Here is a 19951-nt window from a genome sequence, read left to right as displayed (position 1 = left end):
GTACGTCAAAGCAAAAACCATCAGTGTTGGTCAGCCACAGGAATATGCCCGTTCTGATGAACATTCAGGGACCGTCAAGGTGTTGAAGAAACCACCTCAATAACAATCAAATCAGATCATCAGAAACAAAAGTGGGACAGTTTTTTTAACTATCTCGTCATGAAATGGCGGTTTGCGGTCTAAGAATATACTGAACACATTTTTTGTGAGGGCGGCACAAACACAAAACACAGACACAATGAGAAATGAAAAATTTGAGGGCGGCAGGGCGCAGGGTTTTGCCTTAGTGGCGACCATTAGCGTGATGGTGCTTTTGGTTATGATCGCTCTGGCGATCTTGAGTCTTTCGACGGTGGAGCTACGCTCTTCGAAGCATGGGTGGGCGATGTTGGAAGCCCGAGCGAATGCTCGTATGGCATTGATGGTGGCTTTGGGTGAACTTCAAGAATCAGTTGGGCCCGACCAGCGGGTTACCGCTTCCGCAGACATTCACGAAGCTCGATCAGCTGATAAAAAGCACATCACCGGTGTCTGGACCACAGAGAACTGGGAGCCCACATCACCCAACAACAAAGAGTTCGTAAAGTGGCTGGCCACCATCCCGACCTCAACAACTCCCACTTTGGAAGATGTCGAGACACCACTTGCTCCATTCGATGTTCCGGGCTCGGAACTTATTACCATTGTTGGCAAAGGTTCGGTCGGTGAGGATGCTCAAGCTGAAGACTTGGTTCAGGTGGCTACGGTTCCGATTACCGACAATGGAAGGCAAACGGGCAGCTATGCCTATTGGGTTGCTGATGATTCGATCAAGGCCAGTTATGCGATCTCTGAAGAAAATACTCCTGAGGCATGGGAGAAAGCCGCTAGAACCACCACTCCATATAGAACAGGAATGGAGGTCGCCGATTCTGTCCTCTTTGAGAACTATCCAGAGGTGGCGAAAACAAATAAAATCAATACTCCTAGCAAACAAACCATCGATCTTAACCACCCAGTAGATACCCCGGACGATAGCCCAGCAAAAAAATACTTCCATGATTTCACCAGCCACTCCATTTCGCTCCTGACCAACACGAGGGATGGTGGTCTTAAGCATGACCTTTCCACGGCATTTGAATATGACCTGGCTGAGTTCAACGAACTCACAGAATATCACAATTCTATCGAGAAAAATTTCACAGGCAACTATGCCCGTTATGGATTTAATTCTACCCCAGAGCTTTATCCTCAGAATCATTCCCTGGGTTATCTTTTTGAGGTTCCTGTCACGGGAACAAATAATGTTCTCAGGGGGCCGACTTGGGATCTCCTTCGAAACCATTACCGACTCTACAAAAAAGAATGGGATGATTTTGGGTGGGCTCGCAGTTTCAATGCAAGTGACGATGACCATTTTAAAGCTAGAGGCTCCCTGCCTCTCAGCTACGCTCAAACAATCGGGACTTCACATGATCATTTAGGACGAGAGTATGGCTACCGAACGAGCCCCGGTGGCATGTATGTGGACCACAGATCGGATCATGGCTTCAGGGCAGCCTGCGCAGTGCCCATTCGTTCGGATTATGACTGGAGAACTGCTCTGATTCGTCCAACTGCGGCACGTGTTGCACCAACGATAACCAGAGTCACCTTTGTTGTCGGAGCTCGGAAAAAATCCACAGGTCGAGCTGCTCCAAACGACTGGAAACTCGCCTTTTCTCTCGACCCCTACATCACCATTCATAACCCATACAACCGGCCAATCGAATTTGAATCGATAGGTATGTATGGCTCCAAGCTTAGTCCTTTTTTTATCAATTACGAATACTATGACACCAAGGGTAACTTAAGATCTGGAGACGGGAAGCTTACAACATATTGGAATTCCCATTCAGCACTTGCATACAGATTGCTCCCACCCTCCGGTGGAACCTTTGTTCTCGCCCCCGGTGAAATTAAGGTGCTGTCACCAACGCCAACTGGGGGATCCGAGCAAGAGATCAAATATAGTGGTGCGAGCCATAACTTCATTGAGGCAACTCTCGACTATGGAGAAGATTCAGGCTTATTTTCCTATTTCAACGCAAATATTACGGCACAGAACAACTCAGACATAAAGCTGCGCCTATGGAGTAGAGCTAGAGGTGAACATGATGCTTTCAATTTTTCTCTTCTTTCCAGCAAGAGACCGGACGGTTCGGCCGCAGACTTGCTTACGGAAACCCCGTTTCCTAATATGCCTTCCCGGGTCAACGTTGAAGACGAAGACCATATCACACGTGTGACCATTGTCTCTGAGAAATCCAGCGAGACAAAAACGTTTAACGTCAATTCTTTGCCTCAGCTCGGTGAAGCTGGATTCTATGTTGGAGCATATGACCTTTCCATGAAAGGCGGCACTGAAGATGCTCCGGTCTTCCATCACTTCAGCCCGCGAGGACAGGTCTATGACTACCGTAACTATGATGGATCAAACGAGATTGCACCTTCATGGAAGGTGGAAATAAAAACAGTCACGGATGTAAGTGATCTCAATTTGGTCATGGACCCTGAAGGTCACGGGTCATGGGGAGGAGGTGCTACAAGTAAGGTGGTGCTCTACGAACTGCCCCGTGCGCCTCTCACAGCGCTCTCTTCCTTATCTCATGCTGATATTTCCCTCGTCCCTGAGGATGGGACTTCACAGATTGGCAACTCATTCCTCCCTGCAGGATTCAGAGAATCTTCGAAATTATTTTATAAACGTCCTATTGAGGGGGAGTTTAATCCAAGTCGGTCTTTGATGCACACTCTCACTGATTACTCCTGGGCCTCTAATGAAATGCTCTGGGATCAATATTTTTTCTCCAGCATCAATTGGGGCGACTCCCACCTAGCCTACGCATCAGGAAAACAGCCTTTCGAAGATCAAGACGCTGCAGTGGAAAGTCTCATCGACAGTGCTACGCCATCCCCCCTCATCAACTCACGTATTCAGTACGTGGAAAGGCAGGTGGACCTAAGTACACTTAAGCAGGAGCTTAAAGATTATGACAAAATAGCAGCCCACCTTATCTGTGAGGGTGGCTTTAACGTCAATTCTACCTCGGTAGAAGCATGGAAAGCCGTCCTTGGTGGCCACAATGAACTTGATGTTCAGTACCTCACGAAGAGTGGGGAAATCCGCTCTGAGTCCAATGGTGGAATTCCTTTTTCCCGCTTTCAGCTGCCTGCAGGCTCCAAGAGCGATATAGCGGATAAGTCAGGTGTGGACGCCGAGTGGAGTGGTTACAGAACGCTTAATGCAACTGAGATTACTGAGTTGGCTGAATCCGTTGTAAAACAGGTCAAGCTCCGCGGCCCTTTCATGGGACTTTCAGATTTTGTTAATCGCAGGCTCGCTCCAATCTCAGGGGTTTCTGCCGATGTTGATAAGCTTGGAGCTCTCCAGATGGCAATTGAGGCTGCCGGTATCAATGACAGTCTTCGCAACGCGGTTTCTATTCCGAATATTGAAAATTCATCCATCAATACAGGAGAAAATATCAAGGCGATTAGCACTCTAACGGGAGCCCCAGGTTATCTCATGCAGTCCGATGTACTCAACTCAATTGGTAGTATCCTCCGTACCCGATCGGATACATTTACAATCAGAGCCTATGGTGAGGCTCGCGGACCTAACAATGAAATCATGGCCACAGCCTGGTGTGAAGCGACTGTGCAGAGAACTCCCGACTGGCTTGATGCATCGAACGAGCCGTTCAAGCAGCTCAAGAAAGATTACCACCTCGATCTTTCATCTTCTACCACTTTGGACAAGTGGGAAGCGAACTCTGCGGTAAGTTCAATTAACAAGAAGTTTGGAAGAAAACTGAAGATGACCTCTTTCAGGTGGCTTTCACCCCAAGAAATTTAAACCGATCCTCATATTATGATTCGTCATCTATACCTATTTGCACTCGTTTCTTCCTTCCTTACGTGTTTGGCACTTGGTCAATCTTCAAAGCTTGGAAAGACATTCTACATTGCTTGTTGGAGCGAGTGGGGTGATGAGTCCGTGTACATTGAAAGTGTACAAAAAGACAGCCGGAAGAAGAGCATGGTAGAAGTGGGAATCCATCCTATGAGCTATTCCTCGCCATACGGGTATGTCTCTGGGAAGCCCATCAAACTATACAAGAAAACAGGCGATCCAGAAAAGCCTTTCCAGGTTATTAAAAGCCTTGTTATCCCCAGTAAGGTAAAAAAGCCATTGGTAATGATGGTTAAGGGAAAAACACAGTGGAATTACCAAGTCTATGACATCCACCCATCTGTTTTTCCCTACGGCTCGTACAAGATGGTCAATTTCACATCGAAAGATATCTACGTTAAAATGGGAGAAAAGAAATTGAGTTTAAAACCTAAACAGGCTCGGTCCGTTGTGTTTTCTATCAATAGTGTAAAGAAAGCCATTCATTGTCAGTCGTGGCACAATGAAAATGGCGAAATGATTAGAGTCTATTCGAATATGTTTATGAACAGATCTAGCAAACGCTCATTGATGTTTTTCTATACGACTGTGGACTCGCGCGGTGAGGCCGTTGTGAGGACAAAGAGTTTGGTGGATTTCAAACCAAGTTGAATCAACCGGAGCTTCCGGGCGCTTTTGAGAGCTGAAGATCGAAAAAACGTAGAGTTCATCATCAAGCCAGATCGTTCCGAGAAATAAAAGGAGTAACAGAAATTCTTAGGACCCATACTTTCTGAGAAACAATGCATGCGAATGTATGTGCATGGGCTGTATTTACCATTATGCATGGTGTTAGGTGGGTCTTCTCTATAAATAGCTCGCGATGTTAGAGCCGAACCCTTTACTGAGCGGGAGGTACGCATGTTGACGGTATTTTCTTGGGGGAAAGGTTTTGTGGGAGGAGCTAAGTGGGTGATAATGTGGGTGGCATTTCTAGCACTATGCACTTTACGTTTTGTTTGTGACTTCAACTAATGGGAGTTTTCTATGGGATTGCGTGCATGATTGAGATTGTTGATTAGGTATCTCATTGAAGCTAAGTTGTGTCTATTTTTTGATGGATGGAGTGTGTGGGGAGAATCTGCTACCCTTTAGGTGGTAGTCTTGATGGATCTTGAGACTTGGCTATGGAGTGATGGTGGTGTCATTGTGTTACCAGTCGGCCATTAGGCGCTGGACAATAAACCCTGTTGAAGAATGAAGTTAAGAGAGAAAATTTGGAATAGTGCTGTAGCGCTGGGAATGGTGGCGAGCTGTGTTGCCTCATCGATTGGGATTAACTTTGTAGAGTCGAGTTCGCATGCGAGTCAGTTTCTGAAATCAGACACGGAGGCGGGCGTTGTGTTGCAAAGTGCTTGGAATCATTATCGAGCGGACCAAGCCGGTAAGAAGGTGGCTTTGGTGGATAATGAGGGCAAGGAATTGGAGGGGGCTGAAGTCGTTGTGAAGGCAGATAAATTTTGGGGGGACTCATCCGCTGAAGAAGTGGCGTCGAAGGGGAATGGGGATGCTCAATTGAGGAGGGGGTATATTGACGACAGTGTAGAGGAGACAGTTTCGATTAGGGTGAGCGACATCCCTTATAAGAGTTATCGTGTATTGATTTATTTTTCGAGCGACACGAATGGTGGTGCTTACTTGCCGGTGCGTGTGAATGGGAAGAAGTTTGCTACTGAGGGAGAGAAGAAGACATATGGATCGGACCAGAGATGGGCAAAGTCGAACTATCTTGAAGTGAAAGGATTGAAGGGGACACTTTCGATCAAGGTGCCTAAGAGGGAGGAGAGGGAGATGGAAAACCGCGGGACAATTGCTGCCGTGCAGATCATTGAGGAGAAATGATGCGTGCGATGCTAGTTTTAGGGGCCCTTTCTGTGGGGTTGTGCGGCCAAGAGAAGGTTCTCAGTGTCAACTTTCTAAGGGCTGGGGAAGTGAAGCAGTTGATGAGTGCTCATGTGGAGGCTGGAGTCGTCTCGGCCAAGCATTGGAATCATACCAATGGCGCAGCGAGTGGCAAGCGGGTCGGATTGCAGGATTCTCATGGAGAGCGCCAAGCAAAGGTTTCAATAGGTTGGAAATCGGCGAATACTTGGGGAGATGGGTCTGCTGGAGCAGATGCGGCAAGGGGGATAGGCGATGCTAAATTACGATTGGGCTATTTGGATGATAGCCACAGGCAAGCCATTGAAATCACAATGGACGGGCTACCCTACCGAAGTTACGAGTTGATACTTTATTTTTCCTCAGATGTGGATGGTGGGCATTTCCTACCGGCACGTGTGAATGGGAAACTGTATGAGACAAGTGGGGAAAAGAGCGTGTACGGAGAGGGTCCGAGATGGTCGGAGGCCAATGTTCTGCGGGTGAAGGGCTTGTCGGGACCACTCGTGGTAGAGGTGGCTCGGCGAGATGCGACGCATCAGGAGAAGCGTGGCTCGGTAGCTGCATTGCAGGTTGTGGAGGAGCGGAAAACGCACCAGAAGCTGGCATCAGAGGTTCAAGCTACGCGCCCGGTTTTGATTGGGATTGGTGGTGTGACTCTGGGGTTATGTGGGCAATAGGGAGAGGTTTTATTGCTTCTTGCGGAAGTGGCTTGGGGGAACACCGGTTTTCTCTTTGAAAGTTCGGCTGAATGCTTGGAGGGAAGTGAAACCTGCTTGGTCAGCAATTTCAGAGACAGCAAGCTTGGTATTCGCGAGGAGGGAGAGGGCCGTGTGGATCTTGTAGTTGAGGATATATTTTCCGAGTGAGACGCCGGCAGAGTCTCTAAAGACGGCTCGCATACGAGACTCCGAGAGTTTGAAGTTGTCAGCAATGGTGCTGATCGTGAGTTCCGTGTTTGGGGTTTCAATGAGGACTCTGTTGACCTTACTGACGATGTCGTCCGTGATAATATTGTAGGGCGCTGAGTGGTCGATGGCTGCTTGCTTGAGCCGCACAAGGGTGGTGAGGACGAGAGCTTGGAGCTCATCGGTAGCGTGTGGTTTACCATCTTCATTGAGAAAGGCTGCGAGAGCTTGCGAGAGGCTCTCTAGGGCCGCTTCATTGACTGGGATCACTTTATTCCGCAGTGGTTCGATGTAGGATGGGCGCTCTAGTTCGAAGGTGCAAAAGAGCCAATTGAGTTTTGGAGATTCGAGGTTACTGAAGTGGTGAAATTGGTGAGGGGGAATGACGAGCGCTTGTCGAGGGCGTAGTTCGACTTCAAGGTGATCGAGGTGGATATAGGCAGCGGTTTCGAGGTTAAAGACAGCGACAATGCGGTGGTGGGAGCGATTCTTGATGCTTTCTTGCTGGAGAACCTGCTTACTCGTGCGACGGAAGAAGAGAATATTTTGAGGGAGGCCCAAGAGTGAGTCACCGACTCCTCGGAGGTAATCGGTGGGGGTGGGGACATTCGTAGTGCGTAAATCGGCCATGTTTAGTCGGATACGTGAAACGGTGGGCGAATCTTCCCAATAGTTCAATCGGAATTGTTAAGTAAATTTTTAGGGGGTGCGATGGAGTCACCGTGGGTGAAGTCATCGGCGAGAATTTTCTTACCGATGGGGGTGAGGCCGTGGTTGATCCATTGTTGGAAGTGACGCAGGGTTTCTTCTAAGGGATAGACTTGGCGCACTGGCCTAGGGGTGAGGTAGTCGAGAATATCACTATCACAAACACAGGCGACAGAGAGGTCGTCAGGGATGCTGATTTGGTGGAGGTGGCAATAGCTGTAGAGTGAGAGCAAGTGTGTTTCATTTTCAACGATGACAGCTGTGGGTTGGAGGCGTGGGATTTGTCTTTGCCACATGGCCATCCAGCTTTCGGGAGTTTCATATTTCACACGCACCACGTAATCATGGCATCTACCGAGGAGGTGTTGTTCATTGAGGTGGTTTTTATAGACATTGGTGATGAGCTCTTTTTCCTCATCGATGCAATGCATCATTGCGCAGAGAATGCGTTGGTGGCCGATAGAGGTGAGTTTCTGGACCAGAGCTTCATAGCTCAGAGATTGTGCGGGGCCCGAGATTGAATAAGCTCCTTTCTTGGGAACCCAGCCACCGAGGAGGTAGGTTGGAAGAAGCTGGTTGGCTGCGTTGGACCATTCGGAGTGTGCATTGAGAATGACGAGGGCGTCGGCGGAATGGAGCTTGAGGAGGCGTTTCAGGTACTGTGTGGGGCGGATGTATTGCATGAAGTCCACAGCGACGGCTTGTGTATCTTCAAACTTTTTAGCCCAGAGGGTTTTGAGTCCGTCAAAGATTTTCTGAGTGGTGCGGTCGATGTCTTCCGCTTTATTGGATAGAATGAGTAAGCGGCGAGGGTGGGAGCGTTGTGGTTTTGGGTGGTGTTTCGCGTCGATAATTTTACGCGGTTTTCTCCCCTCAGGTGGAGCGATGAATCCTCTGTTCTCTATGTGAAGCAAGGCTTTTCGAACCGTCTTGTGGTTGACGTGATATTCTTTTGAGAGTGCGTTGACGCCGGGGAGGGTGTGTTGCCATTTTTTCGATTCGATCTGGCAAATGACGATGTTAGCAATTTGTTCCCAACGGTTTAGGATGGCATTTTTTTCGTCCATTTGATGATGTTGCCACAGATTTGAATGCTTTGAGAAGGAGGATATGCGCATGGGGAGTGGGGCGCTATATGGAAAGCTGAGAGTGGCTAAGGAGGGCAGCTGGTGAGACCCATACTGAGGTGGCACAAGGGTTGGTGACTCGCTCATACGAGTAGGCGGAGACGGTGGGCGTTCTTTTCATCATAGCGCATTCTTGGGTTTCAAGAGTGGGATCTGATGAAAGTCGCTCGGTGGGCTCAAGTGGGAGTCTAAGTGAAGTCTACTACCATATGGGGTAATAGCTTGAGCGGGAGGAACGTGTCAATGGGTAGCGCAGCTATGCTACGGCTGTTGGGTATTTGCATTGATCTGGGGTTGCTGGCGCAATGGGATCCAGAAGTAGTGCATATGTTCCTCGCTATAGCCTGGGTAGCTGTAGAAAAATTTAATTTGCGATGGTCTTCCCATGGCGGGTGTCCATTCGGGGCTCCATTCATCGCGGCTGGCATTATAGAATTCCCAGCGGATGTTATTGAAGTCTCTGACCATCTCGGTTTGGAAATAGATTGGGTCTTGTGAGTTTGCTTCGTCCTCGTATTGGTTAGAGGTTTCCATTGCGAGGCTGAGGAGTCCGTCTCGGTTGGTGCTGACGGCCATCCAGAGTTCTTTGGCGAGGTGTTGGCGTCCTTGGGCGGGGTATTGGGTATTGGGGTTCTGGATGTGGAGGGTTTGAAATTCTTGGTCGTTGATTTCGAGGGTGATTTCCGCGTCACTTGGGAGATTCGCAAACAAGCCTTGGAGGTAGTTATAAAATGCAGCTTGGTGTCGTGAATTGGATTGTGAGCTCAAGATGCTGCGTCCGAGGGTGACCGAGCTGGTGGTGATGGAGAAAATGACTGAAATGATGACTGCCAGAATCGACATGGCGAGGATCATTTCGAGCATGGTGAAGCCAGAGCGTGGACGTAAATCTGGGGTTTTCATTAGCGTCCTCCTTGGTTGGCACCATTGAACATGTTAGAGTAGTGCGTGGTGGTGAATGATTGCTCGGCCCGTTGTCCGTCATCGTCCCAATAGATGGTAACAGTGACTGAGTAGAGGTCATCGAGGATGTCTTGGTCTTGATTAACTGCCTCGAGTGGTTCTACGACTATTCTTGCATCAGTGAATTCATCGATCACGTAGGTTTCGTCGCGCTCGAAGTCGTTGCCTGAGCGGGGCGCTGTGATGACTTCTTTGAGGATGTTTTGGGCTTCTTGTTTAACCCATTGTTCTCGGACGATATCTTGACTGAGTTCGGCTGTGGTATGGAGGGCGATAACGATGCTCGTGACGGCAATGCCAAAAATGCTGAAGGCCAGCAGGGCCTCCAGTAGCATGAAACCATTTTTGGTTGTTGTGGGGTTATTCTTCATCGAGAATTTCGCCGGCGGTCAGTGGATGGAATGCCATTGTTTCGATGGCATTATCGTCTTCAAATTGGATTTCAAGGTTATCGCAAAGCCCGGATTGGGTGAAAGTCCAAATGAAGGGGGCTGAATTTTTTTTGAGAGTGAACCAGCCGTCGTCGGGTTGTTCCAAGATCGAGACTGAGACACCATCGGGGATGGCGATCGTTTGGGTGCGGCGAGAGGCGTCTTGGAGGTCGAGCTCTAGGTTGGAGTTTTCTGGCTGCACCCAGATCTCGCGGTTGGTCAGGATGATTGAGTAGGGACGTTCCTCTTGTTTTGCTTTGCGCAGAGTTTCTTTCGCAAGCACCTGCGTTTGTTGGGCTATTTGTTCCATAGCCTTATTGTCGTTATTGGCTATGAAAAGGACAGCAGAGCCTAATAAAACAGAAATAATGGCCAAGGTGACCATTATTTCTAAAAGAGTGAACCCTGAGCGGTTCGGGGTACATGTGGGCTTATTGCGCATCCTGCGAGCTGATGTCATCGTCACCACCTGGTTGGCCATCGGCGCCGTAGCTGATCAGTTCGTAGGTGGATGAATCTTTTGTGCCAGGCATCTTGTAGATGTATGGATTCCCCCATGGATCATCAGGAAGGGCTTTGAGTGTCTGGTCCCACCGTCTTGGTTTTGGAGCACTTGTGGGTTTGTTGATTAGTGCGTCCAAACCTTGTTCTGAAGTTGGATAGCGTCCGGCTAAATTTTTGTAGTTCATCAGGTGACCGGCGAGTGTCTGCATCTCACTTTCGGCTTTTTGAATTTTAGCACCACCTGAGAAATCTTTGGTGAGGGCGATAACGCCACCCACGAGGATGGCGATGATGGCCATGACCATCATCATTTCAAGGAGAGTAAAGCCGCCGCGGAGGCGAGGGTGTTTATGGGTAGGAGCACACTTCATAGGTGAATTCGTTAAGTTATTTAGTAGGCTTTGTCAAACTGTCGGCTTAGGAATTGCGGAATCTCATGGGGAGCAGTCGGGGATTGAGGACCTTCAGAAGCTGGATAGACAATTTATTTAGAGAGGTAGCGTTGGGCTTTACGTGAATTGTTTCTCTGATATGCGTTTTCGGCCAGTAATCGTGTCTTGAAGTATTATTTGAGTAAGTTAAGAAAAATCTGCAACTCACCGCCGCTAGCTCGGTTGAAACCCAGTGAGTGGTCTTCGAAGAACCCTATATGAGTGAAATTTTAGAAAGAAGCCCAATCGTGCAGCAGCTCTTTGAGTTGTCCTGTTCCTCTAGTCGTGCCGAGGAGGCGAGTATCGAGGAGGTGATTGATAGTGCTAGCCAACTGCAATTACCCATCATTGACGCATTGTTAGATGCAGGCTTGGTGACTGAAGAGGATTTCTACAAGGGCTTGGCGGAGTTGGTGCATATGCCTTTACTCACTGGAGAATTGGAACCTGAGGACGTAAGTGAGCTCAAGCAAGTGTGTAGTGCCGCATTAGCGATTCGCTATCAAGTGGTGCCACTGGCGCTGGAAGAGAACGTCTTGAGCATTGCCTGCTATGACCCCTATCGGATGGAGGCGCGCCAAACCTTGACGCGGAAACTCCCCTACACGTTGCGTTGGGTATTGGCCGAGCGGAGGCATGTTAGAAGTTCCTTGAGTGCCATTTATGGTGTGGGTGCGGATACCTTTGAAAAGATTTTGGCAGGTCGTGATCTTGAAGCTGACCAGCTTGCTGAGAAGGATGAGGCATCGGTTTTGGATGAAGACGAGTCTGATGAGGCGAGTGTGTTGCGATTCGTGAATCAGATCATCCGAGAGGCATTGGTGCACAAAGCGACAGATATCCACATCGAGCCTCAGAGTGATCTATTACGCATTCGTTACCGTGTGGATGGGCAATTACTGGATGTGCCGGTACCTGAGCGGATTAATGCACTTCAGTCTTCGGTGGTGGCGCGCTTGAAAATCATGTCGCGTTTGGATGTGGCGGAACGTCGGATGCCACAAGACGGGCGTATTCATTTGAAGAACGAAGGAAAGAGTATCGATGTGCGTGTTGCGACGATACCGTCTGTGGAAGGAGAGACTGTGAGTTTGCGTCTTTTGAACCAAGAGAAATTCGATCTGAATGCTCTGGAGCTAGAAGACACGGTGAAGCATGCCATTCATGAGGTGCTCTCATTGTCACATGGGGTTATTTTGGCCACGGGGCCGACGGGGTCTGGTAAATCGACGAGTCTTTATTGTTTCTTAGACCATTTGAACAAGCCGGAGACGCGCACGGTGACGATTGAGGATCCAGTAGAGAACAAATTACCTGGTATTGTGCAGATTGCTGTGCGTCCGGAAGTCGGGCTCACCTTTGCGAAGGGATTGCGGTCGATCCTACGTGCTGACCCGAACAATGTGATGATTGGTGAGATTCGTGATACCGAGACAGCTGAGATTGCGATTCGAGCCTCACTGACTGGTCACTTGGTGTTTAGTACCCTGCACACGAATACTGCGATTGGCGGGATCAGCCGCTTATTGGATATGGATATTGAGCCATTCTTGGTATCGGCCTCAGTGCGGGCCTTCTTGGCTCAGCGATTGGTGCGTAGGCTCTGCAGTCATTGTGCCGAACCAGTGAAAGATTGGTCTGAGGCACGCGCTGAGGAATTGGGGATCCCACGTCCGATTTACCGCTTGGAAGGGCATCCTTGTGTTGCCGTCGGGTGTCCAGAGTGCCGCCACACCGGGTATCAGGGGCGTATCGCTATTTACGAGATCTGTCAGATTTCAGAATCCATTCAGAATTTGATCGCGAAGGGAGCAGATGAGAATGCGGTCTTTGAACAGGCAGTGAAGGAAGGTTTTGAAACCATGCGCGATTACGGTTGGCGCAAGGTGATGAAGGGGGTGACCTCGATAGAAGAGGTGCTGTCATCAACACATGCTCATTCAGGTGTCATAAATAGTTAGTGATGGCCAAGGTTTTTCAATATGTCGCCATGGACGCGGCTGGGCAGAAGCAAGCGGGGGAGCTGGATCTGGCGACGCGTTCGGAGGCGATGCGGTTTCTTCAAGCCAAGGGGTTGAGGCCTGTCACAATTAAGGAGGCGACTGCAGGTAAAAAGAAGAAGGCTGAGGAAAAGAAAGAAGAAAGCCTTGATGAGCCTGTGGTCCTGAAAAACAAGGATGTGATTGCTTTCACTGAGGAACTTTCAGAGCTGCTGGAAGCGGGGCTGCCATTGGAGCCCGCACTTGCTTCGATGGAGCAGAGGGATGAGAGTGGGGTTTTGAAACGCGCCTCCGCAAAATTGCGTCGCTGGGTGACAGAGGGTGAACAGATGTACCAAGCGCTGCCACGCGTGTCGCCAGCATTTGATCAGCTGTACTGTAATCTAGTGAAAGCGGGTGAGGCGAGTGGCAGTTTGCAAACGATTTTGAAGCAACACGGGCTCTATATGAAGGAGCAGATGGAGTTGCGAGCACGCCTCACTCAAGCGATGATTTATCCGGCCTTTTTGATCTTGGCATGTGTGATCGTGACCTTGGTGTTTATTTTTTACCTTTTACCTCAGATCACGAGTTTGCTTGAAGGGATGCCGGGGTCTGAGATGCCACTCGGTGTTAAATTAGCAACATCATTGGGTGATTTCCTGAGAAGCCAATGGGTGACAATTCTTGTGCTGGCGGTAGCGGCCGCTGTTGCTGGGAAAGTATGGTATCAATCTGAGGCGAACAAGGCAGTCTGGGACGAGGCGAAGTTGAAGTTGCCAGTGATAGGGGATGTTTTGATGTATGGGATTTATGTCCAGTGGCTACAGACATTGGGTAATCTACTCGCGAATGGTGTGCCTTTAGTTCAGGGGCTACAGTTGACCTCGGAGACGATGACGAATCGCTATTTCAAAGGGAGGTTAGCCTCTATCTCCGATGGCGTTGGGGATGGTTACCGATTGACCCGTTGTATGCGCAAGACTGAGATGTTTCCCGCCAACATGGTTGATTTGATCGCGGTGGGGGAGAGTACGGGAAAGTTGGCACGCGCATTAGTCCGAGCAGGCGAGTACTACGATAAACGCCTCTCTATTTTGATCAAAAGTGTCTTGGGCTTGATTTCTCCGATAGTTCTTTTGGCCATGGCAGGTTTGGTGGCGCTACTATCGTATACAATGATTCAAGCGATCTACGAAACCATGGGTAATATTAAGAGATAAGGATGCAGAAACCTCTCCATAGAACTAGTGACCGGCGCGGGGTAGCACTCATCGCCGTGCTCTGGGTGATCACATTCATGACTTCACTTTTAGTGGTGACGCTGACGATGTTGAAGGTTGATGTGGATGATAATGTCGCAGAGGTGCATTCTTTTACAGCCTGGCAGCAGGCTCACACAGGTCTAAGTTATGGTCTACATCCGGGGATCGAGCGTGACGATCCGATCCTTCAAGGTCCTCCAGCTGAGTATGATGAGGGGTATGCTGTGGTGATTGAGCCGGAAGCTGCTCGATTAAATATCAATGCGGTGCTGAGCTCTCAAGATAAGGGGGCTCTTACCAATTTATTTAAGATATGGGGGCTAGAAGATCGCGAAGTCGATCAGCTCGTCGATGCTCTGACGGATTGGGTCGATGGTGATGAGTTGATTAGCCTGAATGGGGCTGAGGCTGAGTATTACCGTGAGCTTGGCTACCTTGACCGTCCCTACAATCGGCCATTTCGCGATTTAGATGAGCTGCAGCTCGTTCGTGGCTTTTATCTGGTTGAGGAACTCAAACCTGATTGGCGCGAATTTTTCACTTTATGGTCTCAGGGGCCACTCGATATTCATGAAGCGCACCCAGAGTTGTTGGCTGCAGCCGCGGAGGTTGAGGTTTCAATTGCAGCAGAGTTCCGCGCATTTGTGGCAGGTGATGATGGAATGATGGGTACGGAAGATGATATTCGATTTGAGAGTGTTGGTGAGGCACTCGATGATATGGCTTCACCACCAGGGTATCGAGATACGATTGCGCAGCGTTTCACATTGAATGGCTCAATTTTAAGGATTGAGAGTGTTGGTTATTCAGGTAGTTTCCAGTACCTCATTCGCGCCATTTCAGGCGCTAAGGGAGGACAAAGTGGTTTGTTAGAGTATCAAGAAAAGCAATTAACAAGTGAGTAAATCAGAGAAAATAGTCATCTTACCATCTGAGGCAGATGGATGGGAAGTGTGGAGCCAGCGCGCTGACGTGGTGAAGCATGTAAAGTCCTTGGATGGAGCTGTTGGAAAGTCAGATGCTCAGCCTGGTGCTTGTGTTGCTTTTTCTGTCTGTCGGGTGGCGACGATTCCTTTATTAGTTCCGAGTGATGATGTTGAAGAATATCGAGGAGCGGCTCAACTTGAACTTGAGAGTTCAGGGCTTCTTATGGATGAGGCTTATCAGGGGTGGGATTGTATCCCTGTAGAGAAATCTGACGGGAAGACATTTGTTTCCGCCATCTATCTGTTAGAAGAGGAGTTGAACGCAGAGAACGACCTACGGCATTACTCGTTTGATTTTTCAGCAAGATTCTATTCACCAAACCGAGACGGCGACTGTATTGCACTCTGGAAAGAACGGCACACTTGGTGTTTAGCGTTTTACCGAAACAACGTACCGTTCTTTATTGAGCCATTGGGATCGGAGGTTCTCAACTTGGGCATGACGATTTCGCTTCTTTGCTCACAGCTGGCAATGAAGGGGATTGCGTTTCATCCGCACGAACTCTTGCTGTGGTCCTCGTTTGAGGATGTGACTGAGCTCGAGAAGCAGCTGGCCTCAGCGAACCTTCTGTTACATCAGGAACCGCGACCCGTTCCATCATTTCCTACAAGTACTATAGAACTGCAGCCTTCTGCAGTGAGTGAGTGGGAGAAGCGGGTTAGATCAATGATGCGCTTGCGGGTTGTGCTCATGGCTGTGGCGGCATTGTATTTAATCGCAGGAGTTGTCCTGTGGTGGAAAAATCACCAACAGGATCAAAAGATTGCGAAGCTTGAGAATGAAATCGCTCAGTTTGCTCCCTCCTGGCAGAGTAATCAGGACCATTTTGCGGCTTGGGATGAGCTATCGCCAGTGGTGACGCCTAACTGGCCATTGCGTTTGTTTAAGGAATGCGTCATGGCGATTCCGGGCGGGCAGCCGATACGCTTCACCGAAATCAATGTGCAACAAGGGTTCATTCAAATCAAAGGGAATGCTACAACTCCGGATGCCTTGAACCGATTTAAGCCTAAGTTGAGGAAGTCGGATGTTTTTGAGGAATACGAGTGGGAGTTAGGGCAACCTAAGCAATCCAGTAAGACGCGACTCTGGGAATTTCAATTTAATGCAAAGCCTGTTGGCTACGAGGGATATTAAGCGATGAATAAGCGTGAAAAAACAATGTTTCTGATGATCGCTGGCATGGTCCTAGTGTTTGGGCATGTGTGGGGGATTAAGAAGTATCTTGAAACTTATCGAGAAAAAGAGGGCCAAGCGATGTCTCTCGCTGTGCGTGCTGAGAGCTACCGTAATAGTGTGACCACCGCAGATGTGATCGCTGAGGAAGTGGCATGGATGGATCAGTATGAGCCGGAGCCATCCACCTTCGGTGCTGAGCAGAGTAAATTGTTAGAGTTTCTCACGAGCTCAGGGAAAAAGTTAGGCTTTACTCCAGAGAAGCCTCAGCTCAGCCCCCTAGATAATAAGGGAGGTAAGTATCAGAGGACAAAAATTCAGATGACAGCGACTGCCACTGAAGAGCAGATCTACCAATGGCTCGTGGAGATTCACCAGCCAAGTGAATTTCGTGCGGTCACTCAAATTTTGATGAGGCCTTCGCCGAAAGCTGAGGAAGACGAAACGATCATCTGTACCCTCACAGCCGAACAATGGCTGATTGCATCTGAATCTCTATAGTGTAGAAACCATTGACTCATGCATAAATTACTAACAGTTCTGAGTGCCAATATTTTGCTAGCCATGCTAGCGGAGGGAACTGTGCCGATAAATCCTAACTTCAATGAGTTTAGCGCGATTCCAAAGAGGTCGCCCTTCATCATCAAGAAAAAGGTGATAGCTGACGCGCCCAAACCAGTGAGCACTTCCTTAGCGCTCAGAGGGGTCACGAAGTTTGATGATGGTTGGTATGTAACGGTGGTGGATCGCAAGGACCCTAAGACCCGGATTGTTCTTAAGGAAGGTAAGCCTACTAACAAAAATGGGCTTCGTCTCGTGAAGGTCAACCCGAATAAGAACAGCTACATGCAAACTACTGCAGTGGTGATGAGTGGGGGGAGCCAACAGACAATTGGGTTCAATTCCACAGATATTAAAAACAGCATCGCTAAAGCCTCAAAAGTGGTGACGAAAGCAGCCCCCAAGGGGCAGCCAGTGCGTCCTACCACAAGTAACCGCCCACCTGTTCCAACCGCAGGTAAGACAACTCCGACTCCGAGTACAAATTCTACAGGACGCCGCCCGCGCGTGCGTCGCACACCCTCACCGACTCCACCCGTGCCTCGCACGAAATAAGACCTACGCATTATGAAAAAGATTTCTAAAGTTCTTAACGGGCTTTCCACCAGCTTCTTGCTTGCAGGTGTGGCCTCAGCTCAGGCTCCAGTGTTGCCAGAGCAGCCGCCTGAACCTCCTGCACCAGGGGCGGCACCAGCTCAGGAAAAGCCCTTGGTTGACCCGAATACGATTCTTCCAGAAGGCGTCATTGAACCACAGATGAGTGGGGAGGCGATCGCTCAGCATTACCGTAAGTATACAGGCAAGCGCGTGATTCTCACCAGAGCAGTGCAGGGCGTAGAGATTAGTTTTGTACAAGAAGGGAAGCTAAGCTATCGCGAGGCTGCTGACTTGTTGGTGAAAACCTGTTTCTTGGAAGGCTTGGTCTTTGTACCGAGTGGGCCAAATGAGGTGAAGCTTTTGCCAGCCCCTAATGTGAGGAAGGCTGGTGGTTACCCCTTGGTATCTGACGCTTTGTTATTGCCCGATGGCGAGGAACTTGTGACGTACGTCATGGGCTTTGATTATATTAAGCCGGAAGAGGCAATGAGTATCTTTACTGGAGTGGTCTCTCAGCTTGATGCGCACGGATCGGTGGTTCCTGTGCCAAATGCCAATGCGCTGATAATCACTGAGAACTCCCAATTAATTCGTACGCTCATCAGTATTAAAGAACGTATAGATACACCTCAGGAGTTGTCTCGTCAGAAGTGGATTTCACTGCAGCATGCAGACGCTGAGGAGACTGCTGAGAATATCCGCTCGATCATGGAGTTCAGTGCTCAGCAGAATACTCAGCTTTCAGCTGGTGCAGGTGGGGCGGTTGCGACTCCCGCGCCGAACAACGCTAATAACCGTCCTGGTGGCCAAGGGAACAGTAATCAGAATAATCGCCGTGCGGGAGGAGAAAGCTTCAGCAGCGTGCAGGTGCTTGCCGATGTGCGGACCAATCGTATTTTTGTGATTGGACGCCCGATCGATGTCGAGGTGGCTGAAGGCTTAGTGGCTGGTTTTGATACTCCATTGGACGAACGAAACTTCTACAAACATAAGTTGAAATTCCTCTCAGTCTCTGAATTTTTAAACATTGCGGAGAATGCCATCACGCAAGTGTCTGTGAAAAGTTCTGACGAAGCGGGTGGAAACCAGCGCAGTGGAAATAACCGTATTACTAGTGGTCAGAACCGTGGGCAAGTGTCTGCAAATGGATCCTTCTCACAGAACAATGCAGGGGGGAATCTAGCGGAGACATCTCGTGAAGAGGGACCGGAAGCTGTGATTATTGGTAAGACTTTGCTCGTTGCCGACAATAGTAACAATACTTTGATTATCAAAGGGCCTCCTTCGTCCATTAAGGTGGTGAAAGATCTGATAGACGAGATGGATGTAGTGACCGATCAGGTACAGATTACTGCGATTTTTGGACGCTATAATCTTGGGGACTCGATCGACTTTGGTGTGGATTTTGCACGTACCTATCAGCTCACTCGTGGGGCGAACAGTGGCTTTGCTGCACAAAATAGAACAGGCTATCCGATCTTAGCAGATCCAACGACACTGACGAACTTAGGAGCATTTGATAACGTTGCAGGTCTATCGATCTACGGACAGATTGGTAAGCATTTCACTGCGACCCTCAGAGCCATGGAAGATAGTGGTAAATTCCATCTCATGGCACGTCCGACGGTATTCACGACAAACAACAGGCGCGCCATCCTCTCCTCAGGCCAGCAAGTGGCGGTGCCAACCAATACATTTACTCAGGGAGGTTCTGGGAATAATGGGTCGCAGTCTACTAACATCGCATTCCGTGACATCCTTTTGGAACTAGAAGTCATCCCACTGGTGAACTCCAAAAATGAAGTGACCTTACAGATCTCATTCGTGAATAACAACATCATTGGTGAGACTGTCATTGATGGAAATAGCATTCCTACGATTGGTCAGGAGAGTATTCTCACGACTGTGACTGTTCCCAATGGGGAGACCATTGTTCTTGGGGGATTGATCACTGAGAGAAACGAGTCAACTGAGAGTGGTATACCGGTATTGATGCATATCCCCGGGCTTAAGCGTTTGTTCTCCACTATCCAGAAAGATGTGATCCGCGAAGAACTTGTGATCTTCATTTCTCCACGGATTGTTAATGGGCGACCTGAGTTAATGGATCTGCAAAGGCAAAATGGTGAGAAATCCCAACTTGTGCGCGACCTGCAGTCTGGAGCGAGCGTACTTCCATTGAAGTATTCTGATCCCGATCAACAAGATGCGGCGACTGCCGAGCAAAAAGCTCAAAGACGACTCTGGTATCTTCCTGATCCAACGCCTGAGAATCAACCACCGACACGGAACAAGAATACCTTCCGTGGTGTTCGCAAACGTTAGTGTTACTCGCTTCATAAATCAAATTCCATATAAAGCCTGCACGGAGATGTGCGGGCTTTTATGTGAAGAGAGGTCAACTGGTAAGTTTATTTCCTTTCTATTGGTTAGGGGTAAGTTGTATTGAACAACGGAATC

17 protein-coding genes and 1 pseudogene are annotated in these 19951 nt (G+C 48.9%); 11 read left to right on the top strand and 7 right to left on the bottom strand.

The genetic code is table 11. From position 1 onward, the window contains the following. The first annotated feature begins 238 nt into the window (after positions 1-238). The 4 genes from ACFSW8_RS09180 (at position 239) to ACFSW8_RS09165 (ending at position 6534) form a co-directional block, all read left to right on the top strand. Positions 239-3877 (top strand): hypothetical protein, encoded by a 3639-nt coding sequence (locus ACFSW8_RS09180; RefSeq protein WP_377178037.1) that lies wholly within the window; start codon positions 239-241, stop codon positions 3875-3877. A gap of 15 nt (positions 3878-3892) precedes the next feature. After that, a complete protein-coding gene (locus ACFSW8_RS09175; RefSeq protein ID WP_377089448.1) occupies positions 3893-4585 on the top strand; it encodes a hypothetical protein in 693 nt (230 codons plus the stop codon). Between the two features lie 585 nt (positions 4586-5170). Then, positions 5171-5815, top strand: a complete 645-nt coding sequence (locus tag ACFSW8_RS09170) for a hypothetical protein (RefSeq protein WP_377178035.1) — start codon at positions 5171-5173, stop codon at positions 5813-5815. 8 nt (positions 5816-5823) lie between these two features. Then, on the top strand, positions 5824-6534 hold the full coding sequence (locus ACFSW8_RS09165; RefSeq protein ID WP_377178033.1) for a hypothetical protein: 711 nt from the start codon (positions 5824-5826) through the stop codon (positions 6532-6534). A 9-nt stretch (positions 6535-6543) separates the two neighbouring features. Here ACFSW8_RS09165 and ACFSW8_RS09160 read toward each other — a convergent pair whose 3' ends face one another. The 7 genes and pseudogenes from ACFSW8_RS09160 to gspG all read right to left on the bottom strand — a co-directional run bounded on the left by ACFSW8_RS09160 (position 6544) and on the right by gspG (position 10866). Next, positions 6544-7392: a helix-turn-helix transcriptional regulator gene (locus ACFSW8_RS09160; RefSeq protein ID WP_377178031.1), complete on the bottom strand. Its 849-nt coding sequence runs from the start codon at positions 7390-7392 to the stop codon at positions 6544-6546. A 44-nt stretch (positions 7393-7436) separates the two neighbouring features. Next, positions 7437-8537 (bottom strand): substrate-binding domain-containing protein, encoded by a 1101-nt coding sequence (locus ACFSW8_RS09155; RefSeq protein WP_377178029.1) that lies wholly within the window; start codon positions 8535-8537, stop codon positions 7437-7439. A 321-nt stretch (positions 8538-8858) separates the two neighbouring features. Further along, positions 8859-9500 carry a prepilin-type N-terminal cleavage/methylation domain-containing protein gene (locus tag ACFSW8_RS09150; protein ID WP_377089456.1) on the bottom strand — a complete coding sequence of 214 codons (642 nt, stop codon included), beginning with the start codon at positions 9498-9500 and terminating at the stop codon, positions 8859-8861. Then, positions 9500-9931, bottom strand: a complete 432-nt coding sequence (locus ACFSW8_RS09145; RefSeq protein ID WP_377089457.1) for a hypothetical protein — start codon at positions 9929-9931, stop codon at positions 9500-9502. Before ACFSW8_RS09145 ends, ACFSW8_RS09150 begins: the two co-directional genes overlap by 1 nt. Further along, complete coding sequence (locus ACFSW8_RS09140; protein ID WP_377178057.1) at positions 9921-10301, bottom strand: hypothetical protein; 381 nt, start codon at positions 10299-10301, stop codon at positions 9921-9923. The genes ACFSW8_RS09145 and ACFSW8_RS09140 overlap by 11 nt, the downstream gene beginning before the upstream one ends. Positions 10302-10340: 39 nt before the next feature. Further along, positions 10341-10433: pseudogene (locus ACFSW8_RS09135) on the bottom strand (type II secretion system protein); the annotation flags it as partial. Continuing rightward, positions 10423-10866, bottom strand: coding sequence for a type II secretion system major pseudopilin GspG (gene gspG / locus ACFSW8_RS09130; protein ID WP_377178027.1), 444 nt, complete (start codon positions 10864-10866; stop codon positions 10423-10425). The gene gspG and the pseudogene ACFSW8_RS09135, both read right to left, overlap by 11 nt. A 278-nt stretch (positions 10867-11144) precedes the next feature. Between gspG and ACFSW8_RS09125 the strand changes: the two genes are divergently transcribed. Genes ACFSW8_RS09125 through ACFSW8_RS09095 form a run of 7 tightly spaced genes read left to right on the top strand, consistent with a single transcriptional unit; the run spans position 11145 to position 19816 of the window. Next, positions 11145-12887 (top strand): GspE/PulE family protein, encoded by a 1743-nt coding sequence (locus ACFSW8_RS09125; protein WP_377089461.1) that lies wholly within the window; start codon positions 11145-11147, stop codon positions 12885-12887. Positions 12888-12889: 2 nt separating this feature from the next. Continuing rightward, entirely contained in the window at positions 12890-14128 is a 1239-nt protein-coding gene (locus tag ACFSW8_RS09120) for a type II secretion system F family protein (protein WP_377089462.1), read from the top strand. 2 nt (positions 14129-14130) lie between these two features. Next, positions 14131-15075, top strand: a complete 945-nt coding sequence (locus ACFSW8_RS09115) for a type II secretion system minor pseudopilin (RefSeq protein WP_377089463.1) — start codon at positions 14131-14133, stop codon at positions 15073-15075. Beyond that, positions 15068-16294, top strand: coding sequence for a PilN domain-containing protein (locus tag ACFSW8_RS09110; protein WP_377089464.1), 1227 nt, complete (start codon positions 15068-15070; stop codon positions 16292-16294). The genes ACFSW8_RS09115 and ACFSW8_RS09110 overlap by 8 nt, the downstream gene beginning before the upstream one ends. Before the next feature lie 24 nt (positions 16295-16318). Beyond that, complete coding sequence (locus tag ACFSW8_RS09105; protein WP_377089465.1) at positions 16319-16834, top strand: hypothetical protein; 516 nt, start codon at positions 16319-16321, stop codon at positions 16832-16834. Positions 16835-16852: 18 nt separating this feature from the next. Further along, positions 16853-17449: a hypothetical protein gene (locus tag ACFSW8_RS09100; RefSeq protein WP_377089466.1), complete on the top strand. Its 597-nt coding sequence runs from the start codon at positions 16853-16855 to the stop codon at positions 17447-17449. A 12-nt stretch (positions 17450-17461) separates the two neighbouring features. Further along, a complete protein-coding gene (locus ACFSW8_RS09095; RefSeq protein WP_377089467.1) occupies positions 17462-19816 on the top strand; it encodes a secretin N-terminal domain-containing protein in 2355 nt (784 codons plus the stop codon). Positions 19817-19951 lie beyond the last annotated feature (135 nt).

The organism is Rubritalea tangerina (assembly GCF_042683245.1).
Lineage (GTDB): Bacteria > Verrucomicrobiota > Verrucomicrobiia > Verrucomicrobiales > Akkermansiaceae > Rubritalea > Rubritalea tangerina.
Note: the sequence above shows the minus strand (reverse complement) of the source record. Positions and strands in the feature narration are given on the sequence as shown.

What these genes read in the sequence shown, in the direction of transcription:
- ACFSW8_RS09180 (WP_377178037.1), top strand. Translation starts at nt 239, where the DNA reads ATGAGAAATGAAAAATTTGAGGGCGGCAGGGCGCAGGGTTTTGCCTTA.
- ACFSW8_RS09175 (WP_377089448.1), top strand. Translation starts at nt 3,893, where the DNA reads ATGATTCGTCATCTATACCTATTTGCACTCGTTTCTTCCTTCCTTACG.
- ACFSW8_RS09170 (WP_377178035.1), top strand. Translation starts at nt 5,171, where the DNA reads ATGAAGTTAAGAGAGAAAATTTGGAATAGTGCTGTAGCGCTGGGAATG.
- ACFSW8_RS09165 (WP_377178033.1), top strand. Translation starts at nt 5,824, where the DNA reads ATGCTAGTTTTAGGGGCCCTTTCTGTGGGGTTGTGCGGCCAAGAGAAG.
- ACFSW8_RS09160 (WP_377178031.1), bottom strand. Translation starts at nt 7,392, where the DNA reads ATGGCCGATTTACGCACTACGAATGTCCCCACCCCCACCGATTACCTC.
- ACFSW8_RS09155 (WP_377178029.1), bottom strand. Translation starts at nt 8,537, where the DNA reads ATGGACGAAAAAAATGCCATCCTAAACCGTTGGGAACAAATTGCTAAC.
- ACFSW8_RS09150 (WP_377089456.1), bottom strand. Translation starts at nt 9,500, where the DNA reads ATGAAAACCCCAGATTTACGTCCACGCTCTGGCTTCACCATGCTCGAA.
- ACFSW8_RS09145 (WP_377089457.1), bottom strand. Translation starts at nt 9,931, where the DNA reads ATGAAGAATAACCCCACAACAACCAAAAATGGTTTCATGCTACTGGAG.
- ACFSW8_RS09140 (WP_377178057.1), bottom strand. Translation starts at nt 10,301, where the DNA reads ATGGAACAAATAGCCCAACAAACGCAGGTGCTTGCGAAAGAAACTCTG.
- gspG (WP_377178027.1), bottom strand. Translation starts at nt 10,866, where the DNA reads ATGAAGTGTGCTCCTACCCATAAACACCCTCGCCTCCGCGGCGGCTTT.
- ACFSW8_RS09125 (WP_377089461.1), top strand. Translation starts at nt 11,145, where the DNA reads ATGAGTGAAATTTTAGAAAGAAGCCCAATCGTGCAGCAGCTCTTTGAG.
- ACFSW8_RS09120 (WP_377089462.1), top strand. Translation starts at nt 12,890, where the DNA reads ATGGCCAAGGTTTTTCAATATGTCGCCATGGACGCGGCTGGGCAGAAG.
- ACFSW8_RS09115 (WP_377089463.1), top strand. Translation starts at nt 14,131, where the DNA reads ATGCAGAAACCTCTCCATAGAACTAGTGACCGGCGCGGGGTAGCACTC.
- ACFSW8_RS09105 (WP_377089465.1), top strand. Translation starts at nt 16,319, where the DNA reads ATGTTTCTGATGATCGCTGGCATGGTCCTAGTGTTTGGGCATGTGTGG.
- ACFSW8_RS09100 (WP_377089466.1), top strand. Translation starts at nt 16,853, where the DNA reads ATGCATAAATTACTAACAGTTCTGAGTGCCAATATTTTGCTAGCCATG.
- ACFSW8_RS09095 (WP_377089467.1), top strand. Translation starts at nt 17,462, where the DNA reads ATGAAAAAGATTTCTAAAGTTCTTAACGGGCTTTCCACCAGCTTCTTG.